General features: G+C 68.7%; 15 protein-coding genes, 2 pseudogenes and 1 riboswitch. Of the genes and pseudogenes, 2 read left to right on the top strand and 15 right to left on the bottom strand.

Going from position 1 to position 18,114, the window contains the following annotated elements:
- Positions 1 to 157: 157 nt before the first annotated feature.
- Both O1G22_RS43710 and O1G22_RS43705 read left to right on the top strand, forming a co-directional pair.
- A pseudogene (locus tag O1G22_RS43710) lies at positions 158 to 568 on the top strand (BtrH N-terminal domain-containing protein); the annotation flags it as partial.
- 273 nt (positions 569 to 841) lie between these two features.
- Positions 842 to 1,219 (top strand): PaaI family thioesterase, encoded by a 378-nt coding sequence (locus tag O1G22_RS43705; protein ID WP_428986543.1) that lies wholly within the window; start codon positions 842 to 844, stop codon positions 1,217 to 1,219.
- A 475-nt stretch (positions 1,220 to 1,694) separates the two neighbouring features.
- On the opposite strand, the gene O1G22_RS43700 is transcribed toward O1G22_RS43705, so the two are convergent.
- From O1G22_RS43700 to O1G22_RS43630, 15 genes and pseudogenes are all read right to left on the bottom strand, one after another.
- Entirely contained in the window at positions 1,695 to 2,945 is a 1,251-nt protein-coding gene (locus O1G22_RS43700) for an ATP-grasp domain-containing protein (protein WP_270086826.1), read from the bottom strand.
- A gap of 190 nt (positions 2,946 to 3,135) precedes the next feature.
- Positions 3,136 to 4,371, bottom strand: coding sequence for an ATP-grasp domain-containing protein (locus O1G22_RS43695; RefSeq protein WP_270086825.1), 1,236 nt, complete (start codon positions 4,369 to 4,371; stop codon positions 3,136 to 3,138).
- On the bottom strand, positions 4,356 to 5,528 hold the full coding sequence (locus O1G22_RS43690) for a GNAT family N-acetyltransferase (RefSeq protein ID WP_270086824.1): 1,173 nt from the start codon (positions 5,526 to 5,528) through the stop codon (positions 4,356 to 4,358). The genes O1G22_RS43695 and O1G22_RS43690 overlap by 16 nt, the downstream gene beginning before the upstream one ends.
- Before the next feature lie 105 nt (positions 5,529 to 5,633).
- Positions 5,634 to 6,305, bottom strand: a complete 672-nt coding sequence (gene rosC, locus O1G22_RS43685; RefSeq protein WP_270086823.1) for an 8-demethyl-8-aminoriboflavin-5'-phosphate phosphatase — start codon at positions 6,303 to 6,305, stop codon at positions 5,634 to 5,636.
- 126 nt (positions 6,306 to 6,431) lie between these two features.
- Positions 6,432 to 6,830 carry a PaaI family thioesterase gene (locus tag O1G22_RS43680; RefSeq protein WP_270086822.1) on the bottom strand — a complete coding sequence of 133 codons (399 nt, stop codon included), beginning with the start codon at positions 6,828 to 6,830 and terminating at the stop codon, positions 6,432 to 6,434.
- Between the two features lie 16 nt (positions 6,831 to 6,846).
- Positions 6,847 to 8,184, bottom strand: a complete 1,338-nt coding sequence (locus O1G22_RS43675; protein WP_270086821.1) for a beta-ketoacyl-[acyl-carrier-protein] synthase family protein — start codon at positions 8,182 to 8,184, stop codon at positions 6,847 to 6,849.
- 12 nt (positions 8,185 to 8,196) lie between these two features.
- Positions 8,197 to 8,472 (bottom strand): acyl carrier protein, encoded by a 276-nt coding sequence (locus O1G22_RS43670; protein ID WP_270086820.1) that lies wholly within the window; start codon positions 8,470 to 8,472, stop codon positions 8,197 to 8,199.
- A 20-nt stretch (positions 8,473 to 8,492) separates the two neighbouring features.
- Entirely contained in the window at positions 8,493 to 10,217 is a 1,725-nt protein-coding gene (locus O1G22_RS43665) for an AMP-binding protein (RefSeq protein ID WP_270086819.1), read from the bottom strand.
- Positions 10,214 to 11,740 carry a B12-binding domain-containing radical SAM protein gene (locus O1G22_RS43660; RefSeq protein WP_270086818.1) on the bottom strand — a complete coding sequence of 509 codons (1,527 nt, stop codon included), beginning with the start codon at positions 11,738 to 11,740 and terminating at the stop codon, positions 10,214 to 10,216. The genes O1G22_RS43665 and O1G22_RS43660 overlap by 4 nt, the downstream gene beginning before the upstream one ends.
- Positions 11,737 to 13,044, bottom strand: a complete 1,308-nt coding sequence (locus O1G22_RS43655; RefSeq protein WP_270086817.1) for a B12-binding domain-containing radical SAM protein — start codon at positions 13,042 to 13,044, stop codon at positions 11,737 to 11,739. Before O1G22_RS43655 ends, O1G22_RS43660 begins: the two co-directional genes overlap by 4 nt.
- Positions 13,045 to 13,287: 243 nt before the next feature.
- Positions 13,288 to 13,830: a cytochrome P450 family protein gene (locus tag O1G22_RS43650; protein ID WP_270086816.1), complete on the bottom strand. Its 543-nt coding sequence runs from the start codon at positions 13,828 to 13,830 to the stop codon at positions 13,288 to 13,290.
- Positions 13,831 to 14,549: 719 nt separating this feature from the next.
- Positions 14,550 to 15,158, bottom strand: a pseudogene (gene ribB / locus O1G22_RS43645) (3,4-dihydroxy-2-butanone-4-phosphate synthase); the annotation flags it as partial.
- 107 nt (positions 15,159 to 15,265) lie between these two features.
- Positions 15,266 to 15,394: riboswitch (FMN riboswitch) on the bottom strand.
- Positions 15,395 to 15,556: 162 nt separating this feature from the next.
- Positions 15,557 to 16,369, bottom strand: coding sequence for an ABC transporter permease (locus O1G22_RS43640; protein WP_270086815.1), 813 nt, complete (start codon positions 16,367 to 16,369; stop codon positions 15,557 to 15,559).
- Positions 16,330 to 17,133: an ABC transporter permease gene (locus O1G22_RS43635; RefSeq protein ID WP_270086814.1), complete on the bottom strand. Its 804-nt coding sequence runs from the start codon at positions 17,131 to 17,133 to the stop codon at positions 16,330 to 16,332. The genes O1G22_RS43640 and O1G22_RS43635 overlap by 40 nt, the downstream gene beginning before the upstream one ends.
- On the bottom strand, positions 17,130 to 17,981 hold the full coding sequence (locus O1G22_RS43630) for an ABC transporter ATP-binding protein (protein ID WP_428986541.1): 852 nt from the start codon (positions 17,979 to 17,981) through the stop codon (positions 17,130 to 17,132). The genes O1G22_RS43635 and O1G22_RS43630 overlap by 4 nt, the downstream gene beginning before the upstream one ends.
- Between the last annotated feature and the right edge of the window lie 133 nt (positions 17,982 to 18,114).

Below are 18,114 nucleotides of genomic sequence, written 5' to 3'. Positions count from 1 at the left end.
GTTCCCTGACGAGGGAGCCTGCCGGGCCGGTTGCGGACGCCTGGAGCGTCACGTAGGGCTCTTCGCGTACGGTCCCTCGCCCGCGCGGCATACGGCGCACGGGAGCCTGGGGCCCGTCCGGGGCGTCGTCGTCAGGTGAGGGAGAAGAATGAGCGGCATGACCATGGTGAAAGGCATCGATGCCCGCGGTATGCAGCACTGCGAGACCACGGCGCTGGGCGTGCTGCTGCGGCATGAGGGACTCGACGTGTCTGAGCCCATGCTGTTCGGGCTCGGCTCCGGGCTGTCCTTCATCCACTGGGACAGCAAGGGCATGGGTTTTCCCTTCCTGGGAGGCCGGGTCAAGCCGTTCGAGCTCACCAGGAACCTCGTCGCCGTACTCGGGCTTGAGCTGCTGGCCGCGGAAACCGTCGTGGCCATGTACGGCTACGACGAACAGGACGCCTACCTGGTGGACACCGACCCGCAGGGCGGCATCGCGATCGAGAAGATGAGTTCCAGGTCCGGGCGTTCACCGGTACGTCCTGATGGACCACGGCAACGAACCGCTCGGGCAGTTGTCCTCACCTGACGCCTCCGCACACGTTGGCGGAACGGCGGGCAGGGCGTCCTGGTCGAGCGGGAGGCGGGTCGAGCGGCGGGAGTGGCCTGATGGTGCAGGTGATGGCTGCCTCGCAGATCGCTGGCAGCGAAGGGAACATCGGAATTACCCTCGGGCCGCAAGGTCCCAACCCTCGGTAACGGCAGAGCGAGGAGAGTCGTGGAAGAGCAGACGCTGCAGGACCGGGTCAGCCCCGAAGTGCAGGCCCGCATCCAGGGGAGCTTCGATCGGCAGGGGCTCATGCGCCATCTGGGCGCCCGCATCACGCACATCGCTCCCGGCCGAGTGCATATCACGCTGCCCAGGCGGACGGAGGTCGCCCAGCAGCACGGGTACATTCACGCCGGCGCCACCAGCGCCATCGCCGACAGTGCCGGCGGTTACGCGGCCTTCACGCTCTTCCCCGAGGACTCCTCGGTGCTCACCGTGGAATACAAGATCAACCTCCTGGCCCCCGCCGTGGGCGACCACATCGAGGCGGTGGGTACCGTGCTGAAGTCCGGCCGGACGCTGACGGTGTGCCAGCTGCACGTCTTCAGCGTGAGCGAGGGACACAAGACACTCGTCGCCACCGGGCAGCAGACACTCATCTGTCTCGAATCACGGCCCGACCACTGAGGGGACCGGTGCCGGCCTGCTCAGGCGGGTCTCGGATCCGTCGTCCCAGGGCCACCTGGTCGCGCACCGGCCGGGCGAGCGCGCCTGGCTCGTGGAGCCCGTCCCGTCCGGGAAGCAGGCGTCAGGGGGTATCTCTTGCGGATCGCCACGCAGCCCGGATGCCGATGCCCGCGTCACTCACCCGGACGGCTCCGGGGCGGAAGGCCGGCGGGCGGCAGTGCCCGTCGGCCGCGAGGTGAGACTCCGTGGTCAGACCGCCGCGGGACCGTCCGAGGGCATGATGCTGCAGCTCGCTGTTCCGGAGCCCCTCATGCCGGCCCGGACAGCGTGCCGGGGCGCCGACGACGGCGGAGTTCACCGCAACCGGCCGGTCCGCGTCACCGACGCCCGGTCCACGTGGTCACCGGCCACCCCCTTCGGTGTCCGGTCCGATGACAACGGCTGGATCCGGTCCTCCGGTCCCCTCGGGCATCGCTCAGCGGCGCGCCAGGTCGGCGATCCGGTGATCTGAAAGAAGCGCTCTGGCGGTCGCGCGGCGCTGTTCCAACGACTCCGTCAGGTCGATTCCGGTGAGCGCCGCCACCTGCCGTACGGCTTCGTCCGTCCGGCCGCCGCCGGCCACCCCGCCCAGCAGGACTCGGGGCTGGAAGCCATCGGTGACCGGATGAACCCACGCGACCCCGGGGGCGGTGACGAGCGAGGCGAGCGCCTCCGGCGGCAGGTCGGCCGGCAGGGCCCGGTCCACGGCCTCCGCACGTGCCACTTCGGGCAGGGACGCCAGTCCGCCGAGTGCGGCCCTGACGGCCAGTTCGGTGGAGGAGAAACCGTTGCCGACGGCGAAAACTCGGGAGATGGCGCTCACGCGCGGGTTGCATTCCAGGACACAGGCCCGGCCGTCGGCGCCGACGACGAATTCCACTTCGGCGATGCCTTCATGGCCGGCCGCGGCGCACAGTCGCACCGCTCGGTCGGCCAGCGCGGCCGGTACAGGCCCGGCCGGTGCCAGGCGCAGCCGGTGCAGAGGGTGCCCGCCTTCCTCGGTGCCGCCCTTCACCGCCCAGCCGAGAACCAGGTGCTGCCCGTGGTGCGTCAGCACCTCGACGCTGATCTCTTCACCGGCGACGAACGCCTCCACCACGACGGGGTGTTCACCGTAGGCGTCCAGTGCCGCGTCCAGCTCGTGCGGTGTGGCGGTCTGGCTCTGGCCGCGGCTCGCCCAGCCTTCCGGGTCCTTGACCAGCACCCGGCCGTACCGGCCGAGCAGTTCGCTCGCCCGGCGCCGCAGCAGTGCGTCGGACGCCGGGCCCCACACCCCGTCGGCGACATCGATGGCCAGGCGCTCGCACAGGTCCCGCGTGCGGCCCTTGTGCAGCAGGGTGGCAAAGGCGGCGGCGGTGCGTTCCGCGTCGTCGGCGCGGCCGCGGGCGTGCCCGTAGCGGCGCGCGGCCTCGGCGTCGCGCCGTACCAGAGCGTCCGGATCGGCGCAGTGCACGATGTGTTCGGGGCCGTGCTCGGCCAGCAGGGCGGCGAGCTCCGAGGCGGTGGCGTTCTCGGGTACCGGCGTGAACAGGCTGGGCCCGAGGGCGTCTTCGGGGCCGCCCGGCGGGTCGGGGGGCGTGCTGAGGATCTGCACGCCGGCCTTGGCGCACAGTTCGACGGTGCCGCGCCACGCGGGCTCGGTCAGCCGCCGGGGGTTGCCGCTGCGCAGCAGCACTACCTCGGTCACCGCAGTCTCCTCGGACAGGTTGATGCTGGGTCCGACCATGCCACCGTGCCACGCGTGTGCGTCGCGTGACGACCGGATCCGGACGGCTTGCCCGGGGCCGCCCCGAGGCCGCCTCGGCTCCGTTTCGCGCCCCGCGCCGCGATCGGGTCCCGCCGGTCCCGCCGTGGACCGGCGTCCTGGGGCACTGCTGTCACCGCTCCTTGAGGCCTGTGAGGGAGAGCTGGCGGCCGGCGGCGAGGGCCAGTTCCCGTTCCAGTACGGGGCGGGATGGACCCCAGCCGAGCACATAGCCGACGCGGTCCCAGTTGCCCGCCGGCTCGGCGTATATGCGGCCCACTTGCCCGCTCTGCACGGCGATGCGTACCGTCTCCAGGCCCTGGAGGACGTCGACGGGGCGTGCGTATCCGGTGACCCGGCCCGTGCCCAGCGAGAACCGCACCCCGGCGACCGCCGCATTCTCCCCCGTCGGTTCTCCTGCCGGCGTCTGACGTCCTGTGGCCAGAGCCGCGAGTTCCCGGTAGAGGTCCCGGCCATGGGTGCGTTCGACGAGTTCGGGAATGCAGTCCCCGGCCGGACGCACCGCCATCTCGACCGGCACCGGACCACGGTCGGTGAGCTTGACCTCCAGATGGATGACCGCGTCGATCACCCCGAAGGCCTTGACCAGGGCGTCCGCCAGGGCGGGGACGTTCTCGCGCAGGGCCTGTTCGCCGGCCGAACCGGGGGTTTCCCGCTCCGGTGCGGCGACCAGGTGACGGCGCTCCAGGAAGCAGTCGTCCCCGATCACGTCCTTCTCCGTGACGCTGGAGTGCGCGATGCGCCCGTCGCGCACCACGGCCTCGTAACTGATCTCCGAGCCGGTGAGGAACTCTTCGGCCAGAAACGTCTCGTGGCCGCGGGCGCGGATCGCCTCGCAGGCCGCGAGCGCCTCGTCGGCGCCGGTCACGCGGGCCACCGAGGCGGATCCTCCCGCGTCCACCGGCTTGACCACGCACGGGCCCGTTCGTGCGGTGACGAACTCGGCGATCTCGTGCGGGTCGCCGGCGGCGTGGTGGGCCACGGTCGGCAGGCCGTGCTCGGCGGCCACCTCGCGTTGGCGCCGTTTGTCACGCGCCAGCCGTGCCGCGTCCACCCCGGCGGTGGGCAGCCCGAGCCGCTCGGCGACCAGGGCCGCGGTGATCTGGCACTCGTCGGAGAGCGTGGTGACGCCGTGGTACCGGGAGGCGAGGGCGCACAGCGCGTCCAGATCGGGTCGGGCGCTGTCCCGGACCTCCTCGGGCAGCGACTGTTCGGCGAGATGGTCGTAGCGCGCGTAGGAGAAGCCGTCCACCAGGGTCACCGCCAGCCCGTCGGCGGCCCAGCGGTAAAAGGCCCGCTCACGCTGGTTGCCGGCGCCGAGCACCAGCAACTTCAGCCGTTCGGACATGCTCCGGCCTCCTTGAACACGCCGGTGATGGTGAACGCCCCTGCCGTGTCGTGGATTTCGTTCTCCCATGCGGCGGCCCTTCGCCATGCCGCGGCCCGCAGCCCGTCCGGGTCGTCGACTGCCCCCGGCCCCAACAGCGTGATGGTCGGGGCGAGTACGGCACCGCGCAGGAGCTTGGCCCGGTAACTCTCCATACCGAGGTGGACCTCACGCAGGCCGTGCCGGTAGGCGTGGTCGATGGGCAGGTAGGTGGTGAGGTTGAAGTACTCGAACGCTCCGGCCAGGCGCGGGTAGTCGAAGCCGGCCATGCGTACGTGGAGTGCATCGTGCCAGGGGTAGACCAGGGAGAAGCCGAGCAGATCACCGTCGCGTCGGCAGGTGAACACGATGCCGTCGAGGTGTTCGGCCTGGGACCCAAGCAGGCGAGCGGTGGACTCCGTGGTGGCACTCTGACCGTGTTTGTGCTGTAACTGCACCAGCAGCGGGGCGAGTTCGTCCCGGCAGTCGCGGAGCTTCTCGCAGCCGACGTGATATCCGGCCGCCTCGAACCGGCGGCGCTCATAGCCGATCTTGCGTCGCCGGGACGCCCGGGAGCCGGGGAGAGCCCGCAGGTAGTCGTCGAAACCTGTGCCGGGCAGGCGGATCACCGCGTTCAGCCCGACGGGCACCACGGTGACCGCCGTGCCGCCCAGCAGCGCGGCGACGGTGTCGGTCGCGGTGGCCCGGACGTACTGCGCCACAGCCGGCCGGCCGGTCTCGGCCACCAGCCTGCCGACCTCGTTCGCGAGGGCGGCCACGAGTTCGCCCCGCTCGCCTTCCGGGGAGGCCTCCAGCAGGACGGGGTTGTCGTAGCCGCGGCCGACGCCCAGGTGTATCAGGCCGTCGGCGGCCGGAGCCCGCTCCCCCCACAGGGCGCGCGGCTCGTAGAACGGGTTGAACTCCCGGTCCGGAACGGCGTACGGCAGTACGGCCGTCACCGCTCCGTCCTGCTCGGCGACGAGCAGTCGCTGTGGCTGTCCGCTGAAGTCCTCCTGCGCGGCGAGCCACGGCAGGCTCGCGTAGAAGTGTGGGCCGTCGGCGGTCAGTCGTCGCCACACCGCCGGATCCAGTGACCTCACTCCCGAGATCCGCGAGATCACCGGACAGGTGGTTGCCAAGGTTCCCCGCTCCCTTCCGCGCTCCGACGGCCGGCGTGGGACGAGGATAGTCACGCGCCGGCAGCAGGGGTAGACGATGGTCAGCCGTCACCTCCGCGCGCACCCTCAGGGCATGTCGGGCGGAGCCGAGACCAGGTGGGTGGCATCGCCGATCGACCGGACGACCATGCGCTCGCCCTTGACCGCGACCACGGAGACGCTCGTCAGCGGAAGGAGCATGTCCAGCTGGCCCCAGCCGAGGTTCAGCAGGCTGCCGAGAAGGATCACCAGGGCCGAGTCATGGCCGACCACCGCCACCCGGGACGGCGTTGCGCCGTCTGCCGCGGGGGTGGCGGCGACGGCTGCCGCGACCGCCTCCCGCATCCGCTCGGCGACTTCCTTCTCCGGCTCGGGAAAGGGGTACACCCCATGTGGTTTCAGCTCGCTGGGCCGCCCGTCGTCCCAGTTGGTGCGCACTTCCCGCAGCCGGGGGTCGGTGACGACGCTCAGACCGTGCCCGGCGGCGACGGCCTTCGCGGTCTCCTGGGCACGGCGCGCACCGCTCGCCCACACACCCTCAAGTGGGACATCGGCCAGCCGGGCGGCCAGGAGCCCGGCCTGAACCCTGCCTTTGTGGGACAGTGACGGATCGCGCGGGTCGCCCCGGTAGTCCTCCAGTCCCGTGTAGGAGTCGGCGTGCCGGATGAGCCACACCTCGGTGACACCTGGCACACCGACGAGGTAGCGCTCGTACACCGAGCGCATGACGTTCAGGAAGCCTTCGCGTCCGTCACTCACCACGGTCTCCGTATCAGCCGGTCAGCAGTGCAGTGGGAGATGGGGGCGGTCAGCCGTCGTTGCGGCGGTACTCGATGACCGACCGTGCTTCCACCGCCGGGTGGACCTTGACGATATCCAGGCCGCTCAGTCGTTGTAGCCGTCGAGGTCGGCGAGCAGGATCTTGGACACGGTGTAGGTGCCCTGGCCCGCCGCGACGAGCTTGCCGCTGTCGCTGTAGACGTCGCTGCGCGCTACATAGATGGTCTTCCCCGCGGTCACCACCTCGCCGATGGCGTGGATGCCTTCCTTCCGCACCGGCCGGATCAGGTTGATGTGATAGTCGACCGTGAGGACGCTGTAGGTCTCCTCCATCGAGTTGGCCGCCATGAACCCGGCGGTGTCTGCGACCTCGAACAGCATGGCCGCGTGCAGGAAGTCGGCGTTCTGCGTCAGGTCGCCGTTGAAGGGGATGGCGACCCGGGCGACTCCCTCCTTCTCGATCTCGATGGTCTTGTTCAGGAACTGGGAGATCCTGCACTTCATGCAGCAGCGGGTGAGCCTATCGAAGTGCGTCGACGCGGAACCCAAGGCTGTCTCCTTCTGAGCTGGGTGTCACGGCCGTGCGCGGCTGTGCGCGCGACACGATGAGACTCGCATTGATCCCGCCGAAACCGAAGGCGTTGATCAGACAACGGCGCAGCTCGGCCTTCCGCGGTTCGCGGGCGATGTCGATGTCGGCGAACTCGGGGTCGGTCTGTTCGTATTTCAGGGTGGGTGAGACGGTCTGGTGGCGAAGCGCCATCAGGGCGGCGGCGAGGTTCATCGGGCCGTTCGCGGCGAAGGTGTACCCCGTGTGTCCCTTGATGGAGGTGACGACGGGCTGTCTGCCGGTCCCTGATGCCAGGTCACGCACGGCGGCGAGTTCCGCCGCGTCGGCCTGCACCATGCCGGACGCCTGCGCGAACACGCAGTCGATGGTGTCCGGTGCCACGGCTGCATCGGCCAGTGCGCTGCTCATGCACCGCGTCACATGGCGAGTGGAGATGCCGGTGATGTCGTCGCAACCGCTGTTCGTGGCGTAGCCGGTCAGTTCGCCGTACACCTGCGCGCCGCGTGCTTCGGCGTGTTCGCTGTCCTCCAGCAGGAACACGGCAGCTGCCTCGCCGACGACCATGCCGTCCCGGCGGCGGTCGAACGGGCGGGGTGTGCTCGCCGGATCGTCGTACCGGCTCAGGGCCTTCATGGCCTGGAAGCCGGAGTAGGTGATCGGAGTGGTCACCGACTCGGCGCCGCCGGCCAGTGCCCAGGTGCGGGCTCCGGACCGGATCGCGCGCATCGCCTGCCCCACTGCCTGACAGCCGCTCGCGCAGGCGCCGGCGATCGTCACTTGCTCGTCGGCGATCCCGTGGTGCAGGGCGATCGCGCTCGCCGCCATGCTGGGGATGAGAGAGGGAATCAGAAACGGACTGGTCTTGCGCACCCCCTGTTGCTCCTGCTTGAGAACACCGGCCTCGATGCTGGGCAGCCCGCCCATGGCCACGCCCAGAAAGACGGCCCCTCCCGGCGGGAGATCCCGGCGGGGCTGCTGAGTGCTCCCGTCGCTCGGCGTTCGCGCGGCCAGGCCGCTGTCCTCGACCGCCCGGTCCGCGGCGAAGAGCGCGTAGCGGACGAATGCGCTCATCCGCTTGAACTCGAACTGGAACGGACCCGTCGGGAGCGTCACCGCGGCGTCGTCGACCTGACCGGCGAGACGGCTGTGGAACCGGGCCGGGTCGAAACGGGTCAGCGGGGCGATCCCTGAGCGGCCGGCGAGGAGGCCCTGCCACAGCTCGCCGACCGTCGAGCCGAGCGGGCAGACCACTCCCACACCGGTGACCACCACGCTCCGGCGCTGCACCGGGAAACCGTGTCAGGCCTGCTGCCCGGACACCTTCTGGGTGCCTCGTATGTAGTTCTCAAGGTCCTGCATCGTCTCCAGCTTCTCCATGACGGATTCGTCGAAGTCCACCGCGAAGCAGTCCTCCAGGTAGAGCAGCAGCTCGATCATCTTGAGCGAACTCATCCCTTCGATGGAGTTGCCGATGTGCGACTGCGGAGTCAGATGGGAGACGTCGCGCTCCATGAACTCACCGATGTGCCCGACGATCTTGTCGAAGAGTTCCTGGTCCTGCTTCTCGTCCTGCATCGGGTGTTCCCCTCCCGAGGTCATGCTCGTCGGCTCAGTGGTTCCGCGGCCCGCTGTGTGCGACCGCCGGTGTCCTCGATCATCTTCCGGCACAGATGGCGCTGGATCTTGCCGCTGGTGGTCCGGGGGAGCTGTGCCCGGGGCACCCAGTGGAAGGTGACGCCGCCGATCCCGAACGCCTCGCTCAGTGCGCGGCTGACCTGGCCGGTGACGTCCTGCCGGTCCCGGCCCTCGGCGAGCCGTTCGTCGAGCAGGAGATGGAGCTGCTCTGTGTGCAGGGTCTCGTCCCGGACGCCGACCGCGACGACCGCCGAAGTGCGCGGACTCCCCGTCACCGTTTCCACGAACCGTTCCAGCTGGTCGGGTATGTAGTTGCGGCCGGAGATGATCACGATGTCCTTGCTGCGGCCGGTGACGTGGAGTTCACCGTCGATCTGATAGCCGAGGTCGCCCGTGCGCAGGTGGCCATCGGCTCGTTTGAGCTGGTCCTCGGCCGTAGCGGTCGTGGTGTCGCCGGGCTCGGGGAGATATCCGTCGATCACGCTGGGGCCGGACACCTCTATCTCGCCGATCGTGCGATCGGGCAGTGGCGTGCGGTCCGGGCCGACCACGCGCAGCGCATGGCCGGGCAGTACCGGGCCCACGCACATCATGCCGGTCGTGCGCGCGTCGGCGGCCTGGCGGGGTTCGGCATATCCCCTCGCCACGACGGCCTCGGTGTCGACATGGTCGACGGTGTACGGTCGTGTGACATCGGAGATGGTGACGGCGAGCGTGGCCTCCGCGAGCCCGTACACGGGCCTGAGCGTCGTCTCGTGCAGCCCGAAGGGGCCGAACGCCGTCTGGAACTCGCGCATGGTGCTCTCGTGCACGGGTTCCGCGCCGCACAGGGCGACGCGCCAGGTCGACAGGTCGAGGTCTTTCGGCGGACGTCGCCGCGCGACGCGTGCGCAGATGTGGAACGCGGAGCTGGGCGCGGGCGACAGGGTGCCACGGTGACGGCTGATCCAGCGCAGCCAGGACATCGGGTTGCGCAGGAAGTTGACGGGGTCCGAGAGCACCATCGGGATGCGGGCGTGCAGGGCGTACGAAATCCCGATGAGCCCCATGTCGTGGAAGAGGGGAAGCCAGCTCACCAGCGTGTCGTCGGCCCTGCCCAGGATCGCTTCGGCGATCGCCCGGACGTTGGCGACGATGTTGCCGTGCCGGATCATGGCCAGCTTCGGTGTGCCGGTCGAGCCGGAGGTGGCCTGGAGATGGGCGAGCGACGCCGGTTTCGCCCGCGGTGAGTCCAACGGGAGGGGTGTGTGGCGTAGGGCGCTCGGTGTCGTCACCGGCACCGGCAGCGAGGCCGCGAGGCTGTCCGCCAGTTCGGCAGCGGTGACGACCCGCTTGGCCTGTGCGTGTTCCACGAGCCGGCGCAGGTGTGCGGTGTAGTGGGACATGCCGGCGCCGGTGGGCTCCGCCGCGGCGAGCGGCACGACCCCCGCGTACAGGCAGCCGAGGTAGACCGCGAGGAAGTCCCGCGAGGTGGGCAGGACGACGATCACCCGGTCCGCCGCGCCGATCCCCTGTGCCGTCAGGCCGGACACGGTCTGCGCGACCAGGTGGTACACGTCCGCGTAGCTGAGCGGGAACTCGTCCTCGGATCTCTCGATGACATGGAAGGCCAGCCGGTCCGGGGTGCGCTCGGCGCTGTCGAGCAGCGCGTCGACGACGGTTCCGGCCGGGTGACGGACCGTCATCGAGCGTATCCCTTGACGAACTCGATGTCCGAGCGCTTGGACGACCGCTGCAGCCAGCTGCGGAGTTCGCCGTGCCGGCTGTCGAAGTCGGCCTTGAGCAGATCCTCCTTCAGGGTCCCGGACACGGTGTAGTAGGGCTTCTCCAGTTCTTCCAGGAAGCGGATGTGCTGCTCCATGCCGGCCCGGCCGCGTTCGACGCTGCGCGCGTACGACTTCAGGCGAGCCCGTCGCTGCGGTCGCTGTTCGATCTCGAACGCCCGCTTGAAGAAGATCCCATAGCTGTCCAGGATGCCTCGCTGCAGTTCGCTGGGACGCATGTGGCGGGGGAAGATGCCGACGAATGAATAGTGCTGGTAGGTCGGCACTTCCATGATGATCCGGTGATCCTCGATGTCCTGGCGGGCCCCGTACAGCAGGTCCTGGAACGGGTATTCCGCCAGGCATACGAAGACGGGGTGCATGATGCGTGCCTCGGCGCACCAGTACGCGGTGGCCTCGATCGCCTGACGGTCCTGGGCCTCCAGTCCGAAAATGATCGCGGAGTGGATCGTTATGTCGTTCTCCGCGAAGCGCAACAGGCGCCGGGTCTGTTCCGAGGGGTCCACCCGCTTGTTGAAGGCCCGCAGGACACTCGGGTCCTCCGACTCCACGCCGAGGCAGTACTCCTCGAAACCCGACCGCTTGAGGTCGAGGACCAGGTCCATGTCGTCGGCGTGGTTGATCCGGCTCATGGCGATGAACTTGTAGTCGCGGTCGCGGAAGGTCTCGGCGATCTCGCGGCAGTAGCCCTTGCGTGTCGTGAAGTTCAGGTCCGTGACATAGAACCGGTTGCAGCCGGTCTGCTGGTAGATGGCGTCCAGTTCGCTGCGCACGTCCTCGGCCGTCTTGGTGCGGAAGCGGCGTCCGAGCAGACGGATCGCGTAGCAGAACGAGCAGTTGAACGGGCAGCCGCGCGACATCGAGACGGTGGCCCAGTGCAGCTTCGGTGCCCGCGCCAGGAGCTTCGGGTTGATCGCGTTGGCGAAGCTCCCGTAACGAGTGATCTTGTTCAGTGTCAACTCGCCGCCGGCGCCGATGTAGGCCAGGTTGTCGACGGCCGTGACGGGCTCCGCGGCTTCCAGCGCCCTGATCAGCTGGACGGCCGGGATCTCCCCCTCGGCGGTCACCGCGTAGTCGGCGTAGCGCAGGGCCTCGTAGGGCGCGAAGGCCGCGTGCGGGCCGCCCATGATCACCACGCAGCCGGGCCGCTTGCTGCGCCGGATCAGCTCCAGTGTCTCGATGTTGGACCAGAAGTGGGTCGCGAGCGCCGAGATCAGGATGTAGTCGTAGTCGGCGAGGGGAAAGTCCTCGGGCCTCTCGCCCCAGTACATCTGGCACATCTCGACCCGGGCCTGCGGGAATTCCTGCTGCACGAACGAGGCGACGTAGTAGATCCCGTCGTTGTAGGTCGTTGCCAGCGTCGACGCGTCGGGGTAGGCCTCGTGGAACCCCAGTTGTATGCAGAGGATGTTGAGGCTCGTCATGACGCGGTTCCCGACGCGGTGGCCTGCTTCGCCGCGTGCCGGCGCGCGAATTCCTTGCGGACCTTCTCCTTCATCTCCTGCTTGAGCCTGGCAGCGATGCGCTCGGGGTCGTTGACCCGCCGTTGCGCCCAGGCCAGCAGGTCCCGTGCTTCGCTGCGGTTCATCTTCGGGTGCTTCCACACCAGGTTGTACAGGTCGTGCTTGCTGAGGTCCGGCTCGTCGATCAAGTGCTCCATCTGCCGGTACAGCCGGGTGCGGTGGAACGGGGTCAGCAGCGTCAACTGGCAGGCGAACAGCCCTTCCTGGCTGAGCTGCTCGATGTCGTACTGCATGTCTTCGATGCTGTCCTCGGCGAACCCGACCATGAACGTGCCCAGGGCCCGCCGCCCGTTGTCGATCAACTCACGCACCGTCTGCCTGACGTTGTAGACGTCGTCGCGTTTCTTCACGTCGGCGACGTTCTTGTCCCGATAGGACTCGATACCGACGATCGCGCCGTCCATGTAGCGGTCGGTGAGTTCGGGAATGCGCCCCCGGATCAGGTCGGCGCGGGTCAGACAGATCCAGGGCAGCTCGCGCTCCGCCAGGGCGTCCACCACCCGCTCCGCCAGGGCGTTGGTGAGGAAGAAACTCTCGTCGTAGATGATGACGTGAGCGACCTTCGCGTCCCGGTACGCGTCGAGCGCCGCGTACGTGTCCTCCATGAAGATCGCTTCTTCTTTGGGATTGAAGACCGGCGTGGAACAGAAGGTGCAGCCGATGTTGCAACCGCGCTTCGAGTAGAGGTATCCGACCGGAGAGCTGATCCCCCGGAAACCACTCTCCCCGATCATTGCGGGGTGCCGGACCCGGGGCAGTGGCCTGTCATAGACGTACTGGTGGATCGGCGCCTCGCCCGCGCCTTTCACCAGCCTGTTGAAGTAGGGTTCGAGGCCGGGCGTCAGGACGCCGTAGTTGCCGCCCCATATCTCGGGTATGTTTTCCTCGCGCGCGGCTTTGGCCATCTCGATCGCGACCGGAGTGGACCACGTATAAAAGCTGATGCCGACCATGTCCCAGGTCTGCGAGCGCAGTGCGTCGAGGTATTCCTGCCAGGTCGGGTATTCGAGGATCTCGACGTCGGGCACATTGTGCTTGATGAAACGGAGACCGGTCGGTGGGCACGTCACGGACAGCCGGTCCTCGATGTCGACGGCGCACGTCCAGGCCATATAGGTATCGGTCCGGTCGTACCAATTCCCGCCCACGCCGTTGGGCTCGATCAACGCCTCTTTCGGAGCAGTCGTCAGGAGCACTTTTTTCACTTACCGTCCCCTCCGCCCGGAATTTTTGGTTCCGCGAACAAGCCGTGGTTGACAGTGTGCCGAACACGCGCGCATTATCAGGAGAATGGGTATGAATCGGAGGTGCTCCGAGTTTTTGACCCTAGGATCGGCTCATCTTTTATGTCAACCCGCAGGCTCTCCCGTGGTGTGGCGACCCGTCACGTTCAGGCCAATTGGCCGCCGCTGCCACGACCGGTGCCGGCCGGGCGCTTTCGCCGGCCCCTACGCCTGCCGGCCGGCCGGCAGGGAGGTCAGGATGTGCCAGGTCACCACGGCCTCGTCCTGAGTGGCATCGACGGTCACCATGGCCACCGGGCCTCGAAGCTCTCCGCGAGCCGGGCGAGGGCCGCCCTTGAGACGGGGCGTCAGCCGCCGCATCGCCTGCGGGCCGAACGCACCTCGTACTGCTGTGCGCAACCGTGTGTGGCCGGGCGGGTCGAGCATGAACAGTGACGGGCGGTCCGGGTCGAGCATGGTGTACGGGTCGATGAGATCCTGTGTGGCCGAGCGCGGATCGCTGCGAAAGACACCGTCCTCGCGCAGTAGGTGATCGACGTCCTCGTACCGTGTGACGACCCAGCAGTCCAGCAATCTGCTGTAGTGCACTGGGCTGCCGTCGCGCAGCCGGGCGTAGACCTCCTCCGGGGCGTTGGGGAAGGAGTCACGCAGCGGATTGAACGTCACCGCGAACTCCGCGCGCTCGTCAGCCAGACAGGGGTGCAGCCAGGCCAGCCCTCTGCTGTCGGTGTTGTATCCGCTCAGCATGAAGCGGCCGCCGCAAGCGTTGTCGGTAAGTGCGCCTTCGACACGTGTGCCCAGCCTCTCGTCAGCTGCCTTTCAAGTGACCCGAAGCGTTACCGAAGGCGGGATCATCCCAGTGGCCCGGCTGTCTCCATCGGACGTGACCGGCCAAGTTCCTGCGGAACCGGTGCCGGATCTTGTGCCGGGTTCACCGAGCCGGCTGTCTGCGTCCGGAATTCCCGAGAGCGTCCTGTTCGATCAGTCGCATGGCTCGTGTGATGTTCTCCTCTTTCGGCAGGTCGTCGAGGGTGACTCGCCGCCATCCCCATTCCTGTGAGGCCTGCTGAAAGGCCGGCCGGCAGTCCTGCTGCATCGCCAGGAACGAGGTGTCTCCGTTCTGCCCTGCCAGTCCGTAGCTCTCGAACGGGACGGTGACTTCCCCGGTCGTCTCCCGCCGGCGCAGTGCCAGGTGCGGATCGGTGTCGATCCAGTAGCCGTACGTCGGCCTGAGCAGTGAGTGGAAGACCGACCTGCAGAACGGCGGAGGACAGCAGCGGACGTGCCTCGTTGCGCCCCACGGACACCGCGCGGAGCCCGCTGACGTACCTGCACGGTGCCTCCGATGCGGCAGACGGCTGGATCGAACAGAGGTGTTGCGTCAGGGCCGCCGGACGGCGGGGTGCTCACCCGGCGACGCCGATCGCCGTACCGGCACGGTGCGGGAGGGCACCGTGGGTGTCGCCGGTCCTGAGCCGGTACTCGACCAGCTGCGCGACGCTGATCAGGCAAAGGCCGAACTCGTCGGCGAAGCGGCGCAGATCGGGCAGGCGCTTCATGGTTCCATCGTCGTTGACCAGCTCGCACAGCACGCCCGCAGGGCGGCAACCGGCCAGCCGTACGAGGTCGAGGGTCGCCTCGGTGTGTCCCGTACGGCGCAGCACCCCGCCCGGGACACCGCGCAACGGGACGACATGGCCCGGCCGGCACAGGTCCGCGGCAGAGGTGTCCGGATCAGCGAGCAGCCGGATCGTGCGGGCGCGGTCGGCCGCGGAGATACCGGTGGTGACGCCCTCGCGGGCGTCGACGGTCACGGTGTAGGCCGTCCCACGCCGGTCCTGGTTCACGGGGTGCATCGGCGGCAGTTCAAGACGATCACAGTTCTCCGAAGTCAGCGGCGCACAGATGAATCCGGAGGTGTGGCGCACCATGAAGGCCAGCAGTTCCGGAGTCGCGTGCTCTGCGGCAAAGACCAGGTCGCCCTCGTTCTCCCGGTTCGCGTCATCGGCCACCACGACCGGCTTTCCGGCCCGCACAGTGCCGATGGCTTCCTCGACGGTGTCGAGTGGGAACATCCTTTCTCCCCTTCCGACGTGGCCCTGCACGAAAGCGAGGTCCAGGCGGAAGAGCGCGACACCGCACGGCGCGTCGGGGGGAGCCCGATCGGCGCCAGAATGCCACTACACGCAAACTCCCTTCCGGACTTTGACCGTCGGCCCCGAAATTCCATCGGGTCAACCGGTCGATGGCTTCGACCGGGTCGCGGGCTTTCACCGCCGGTTCGGAATTTCACCGAACCCCGCTTGCGTTGTATGGGTGATAGTCAGGCAGCCAACATGCTGCCATAGCCGTCACTGCCCCGCCAGAGGTCCCCCACGGGCCGGGCAGCCAAACGCCGTGTCTCGGCCGATCAGGTGTCGGGGCGGTCGGGTGCGCGACCCGGCGTCGGCGAGGAGTGCGTGCCGTGTCTGCCTCACGCGTCGTCGAGGACCGCGGCGGCCAGGCTCATCCGTTCCAGCACCCGCAGCATGAGCAGGCCGACCAGCACGAAGACGGCGGCCTTCAGCAGTTCCCAGCCGAGCAGGGCCGCCACGCCACCGTCCCCCGACAGCGCCCGCCGGGCCGCCTCGATGCCCTGCGTCATCGGCATCGCCGTGCCGATCACGGCGAGCCATCCGGGCAGCGCAGCGACGGGGACGTTCACCCCGCACAGCAGCAGCATCGTGTACAGCACCATGTTGGACACGAGGGTCGCCTCCCGGGTGCGCAGCCCGACAGCCCCGATGATCAGGCCGAAAGCGCTGCACGACAGGGCGGTCACCAGCACGGCGGCTGCCAGCTGCGGCAGGGCGGCAAGGGGGATGGCCGCCCATCCCACGACCATGCCGAAGCCCAGCATGACTGACGAGGTGAGCGCGCCGAAGAGGACGGCCGGTACGATGCGGCCGCCGAACATCACCGCACGGTGGGCCGGAGTGGCCAGGACCGCACTGAGGGTGCCGCTGAAGCGTTCGCCCTGGATCGACATCGACGGTGCGAACAGACCGGCCATCGAGCAGCCGATCAGCGCGTTGCCCACCACGTAGTAGGAGACCGGGCGGGTGCCCAGATAGCGGCCCAGATGGGCGAACCACACCAGCTGCACCAACGGCACGCCGAGCACGGTGGGAAGGAACGCGGAGGGCCGCAGCCAGCGGAACAGGGCAAGATGCGAGCGCCAGCCCGCGACGAAGAACAGGCGCAGGGTCACTGCAGCGCCAGCGTTCCGCTGGAGCGTGCCAGCCACTCGAACCTCCTCTGCAGCAGCAGCGTGAGCGCGGCATAGCCGGCGGCGAGGAGGGCGCACATCCCCAGGGCCCGGCCGACCCCGCCGCCTCCGAGCGCCGCCCCCTGCAAGGCCTTCACTCCCCAGGTGGGCGACAGCACCCAGGACACGGTGCGCGCCGGTCCGGGCAGGGCGGAGACGGGGACGAGCATGCCGCTGAGCATCCACACCGGGTACTCGAAGAAGTTGGCGAGCGACTGGGCGGTGGGATACAGGATGAACGCCGAGGACAGCAGCAGGCCGAGCATCCCCACTGCCGCGACGGTGGCCGGCAGCGCCACGAGGAACAGTGCCGGGTGAGCCAGGTGCAGCGGCATGCCGAACAGCAGCGCGCTCCACAGCAGGGTGGCTCCGAGCCCGTACAGGCCCAGGGAGGCGGTGGCGAGGGCGAACGGCACGGTGATGAGGAACGTGGAGCGGGGGCTGGCGACCAGGGGTTCGAGGACCTGCATCCAGCGCAGCCGGTTGATGGCGTTGCCGGAGCCGAGCAGCGTGGAGGACCACATGCCCATCATGCCCGCGCTCAGGGCCACCGAGACGGGGGCGACGTCCCGGTCGGAGTCACCGAGCATGTAGAACGCCAGCGAGGCACAGATGAGCGGCAGGAAGACGGCGACGAAGAGGTACAGGCGGGTGCGCAGCAGCTGGCGCAGCTCCATCCGCCAGGCACGGACCAGGTAACCCGCGGTGGCCCGCGGGTCGGCCAACCCGCGCGGCCCCGTCACTTCGCGGCACCCGAGATGAGGGAGACGTAGGCGTCCTCCAGGGTGGGTTCGCGTTTGAAGACCTGCAGGACGGCAAGCCCCCGCAGTTCGGCCAGTACGGCGGCTGTCACGTCCGTCTCCTGCCCGCTGTGGACGTCGAGCACCTGGCCCGCGTCGCGGTTCGACAGGCTCACCGAATGGATGCCGGGCAGTGCCCGCAACCGGGCCGCGTGCTCCTCGCCGGCGCCGTTGACGTGCACGGTCAGCACGACCTGGCCGTCGGTCTGCTTCTTCAGCGACTCGGGGGTGCCCTCGGCTATCTTCCGGCCGTTGTGCAGGACCGCGACGCGGTCGCACAGTTCGTCGGCCTCGAACATGTAGTGGGTGGTGAGCAGCACCGTCCGGCCCTGTCGCACCTGTTCCCGTACGAGGGTGCGCAGTTCGCGGGCCCCTACCGGGTCGATGCCGTTGCTCGGCTCGTCCAAGATGACCACCTCCGGGTCGTGCAGCAGCCCTCGGGCGATGTGCAGCCGCTGCTTCATGCCGCGCGAGTAGGATTCGACCCGCTTGCGCTCCTGGCCGAGCAGGCCGACCATGTCGAGCAGTTCGGGTACCCGGCGTTTCTGTTGCCGGTACGGGATGCCGTACAGGTCCGCGAAGAGCAGCAGGTTGTCCCGGGCTGACAGCCGCGTGTACAGGCCGAGGTCGCCGCCCAGGATGACTCCGGTGAGCCGGCGTACGGTCTGCGCCCGGGCAACCACGTCATGACCGAGAATGCGGGCACGGCCGGAGGTCGGCAGGAGCACGGTCATGAGTATCTTGACGGTGCTGGTCTTGCCGGCTCCGTTGGGTCCGAGGAGTCCCACCATCTCGCCTCGCTCCACCCGTAGCGACAGTCCGTCGACCGCACGCTTCACACGGCCTTGGGGGCCCTTGAAGGTACGGGTGAGATCGTCCACGGCAATGGCGGGGCTTGCACCGGAGTCCTGCAATGGGCACCTC

Origin of the sequence: Streptomyces camelliae, from assembly GCF_027625935.1 — a bacterium.
In the GTDB taxonomy this organism is placed as follows: Bacteria; Actinomycetota; Actinomycetes; order Streptomycetales; family Streptomycetaceae; genus Streptomyces; species Streptomyces camelliae.
The sequence above is the reverse complement of the archived record's forward strand: the minus strand, read 5'-3'. Positions and strand labels throughout refer to the sequence as shown.

What these genes read in the sequence shown, in the direction of transcription:
- O1G22_RS43705 (WP_428986543.1), top strand. Translation starts at nt 842, where the DNA reads ATGCGCCATCTGGGCGCCCGCATCACGCACATCGCTCCCGGCCGAGTG.
- O1G22_RS43680 (WP_270086822.1), bottom strand. Translation starts at nt 6,830, where the DNA reads ATGAAGTGCAGGATCTCCCAGTTCCTGAACAAGACCATCGAGATCGAG.
- O1G22_RS43695 (WP_270086825.1), bottom strand. Translation starts at nt 4,371, where the DNA reads ATGTCCGAACGGCTGAAGTTGCTGGTGCTCGGCGCCGGCAACCAGCGT.
- O1G22_RS43665 (WP_270086819.1), bottom strand. Translation starts at nt 10,217, where the DNA reads ATGACGGTCCGTCACCCGGCCGGAACCGTCGTCGACGCGCTGCTCGAC.
- O1G22_RS43650 (WP_270086816.1), bottom strand. Translation starts at nt 13,830, where the DNA reads ATGCTGAGCGGATACAACACCGACAGCAGAGGGCTGGCCTGGCTGCAC.
- O1G22_RS43660 (WP_270086818.1), bottom strand. Translation starts at nt 11,740, where the DNA reads ATGACGAGCCTCAACATCCTCTGCATACAACTGGGGTTCCACGAGGCC.
- O1G22_RS43670 (WP_270086820.1), bottom strand. Translation starts at nt 8,472, where the DNA reads ATGCAGGACGAGAAGCAGGACCAGGAACTCTTCGACAAGATCGTCGGG.
- O1G22_RS43630 (WP_428986541.1), bottom strand. Translation starts at nt 17,981, where the DNA reads ATGGTGGGACTCCTCGGACCCAACGGAGCCGGCAAGACCAGCACCGTC.